The organism is Elstera litoralis (assembly GCF_000963705.1).
Classification (GTDB): domain Bacteria; phylum Pseudomonadota; class Alphaproteobacteria; order Elsterales; family Elsteraceae; genus Elstera; species Elstera litoralis.
This window is the reverse complement of sequence record NZ_LAJY01000557.1, coordinates 1-1,067: the sequence shown is the minus strand read 5'-3', so window position 1 is coordinate 1,067 and position 1,067 is coordinate 1. Positions and strand designations below refer to the sequence as shown.

General features: G+C 53.9%; 1 protein-coding gene, 1 pseudogene and 1 riboswitch. The gene and the pseudogene both read left to right on the top strand.

The features are described from left to right. A riboswitch (cobalamin riboswitch) is annotated at positions 1–94 on the bottom strand. This riboswitch is flagged as partial in the annotation. 50 nt (positions 95–144) lie between these two features. Further along, entirely contained in the window at positions 145–759 is a 615-nt protein-coding gene (cobO, locus tag VZ95_RS17395) for a cob(I)yrinic acid a,c-diamide adenosyltransferase (RefSeq protein WP_045776986.1), read from the top strand. A 114-nt stretch (positions 760–873) separates the two neighbouring features. Beyond that, positions 874–1,067: pseudogene (locus VZ95_RS24385) on the top strand (hypothetical protein); the annotation flags it as partial.

Here is a 1,067-nt window from a genome sequence, read left to right as displayed (position 1 = left end):
CAGTTGCGGGGGCAGCTTGGGAGTTGGGATTTTAAGCCCTCACCCCTATTCCCTATTGTGCGATACTCATCACACCGTCTTAGGCTAAGAAGTGACACCCACTCCCCCGCTTGTCAAACGCTTGCTGAAGAAAAGGACTCCAGGATGTTACCGGAGCAAGACACCGCCGCGCGTCACCGTCTAAAGATGCAAAAGCGTAAAGCCCATCAAGATGCCGAGGTGGCAAGTAAAACGATCGAAAAGGGATTGCTGATTGTCCATACGGGCAGCGGTAAAGGTAAATCAACGGCTGCTTTCGGTTTGATTTTACGGGCCTTGGGGCATGATTGGCGCGTTGGGGTCGTGCAATTTATCAAAGGGGTTTGGGATACAGGGGAGCGGCGGGCACTGGAACGCGGTTTTACCGATCAGCTTGTTTGGCATGCGATGGGGGAGGGTTTCACCTGGGAAACCCAAGACCTCGAACGCGATAAGGCTGCTGCCGAAGCTGCTTGGGCGCAGGCGCAACGGCTGCTGGCCGATCCGAACCTAAGCCTATTGGTGCTCGACGAAATCAATATCGCCTTGCGCTACGACTATCTCGATCTTGAGGCCGTACTCGCGGTGCTGCGTGCCCGGCGTGAGGGGTTGCATGTCGTGTTGACCGGCCGCAATGCGAAGCCTGGGCTGATCGAGGCGGCCGATTTGGTGACCGAAATGACCCTGGTCAAGCATCCGTTCAAAAGCGGGGTGAAGGCCCAGGCCGGAATCGAATTTTAGGGCAGGTTGAGGTCGAATGTCGTCGGCATGCCATTTTCGAACTTGAAAAATGTTATGTTATAACATAATAAATTATGAAGTCGGTAACGCCCTAAAACCAGACGGAGAATAATAGTGAACGACCCTATCCTGGGTGCGCGCACTTGGTCCCGAACCGAGACTATTGTGCAGCATCCGCGCTTCCACGAGGGCTTTTGCGAGGCGATGAATGGTCAGCCCTTTGATTATGAAAAGCTCAATGTCCTCAGTATTTTTGAACAGCATCGCTACGAGAACGGTCGGGAGATCGCCGCAGAATGCCGTTGTCT

What these genes read in the sequence shown, in the direction of transcription:
- cobO (WP_045776986.1), top strand. Translation starts at nt 145, where the DNA reads ATGTTACCGGAGCAAGACACCGCCGCGCGTCACCGTCTAAAGATGCAA.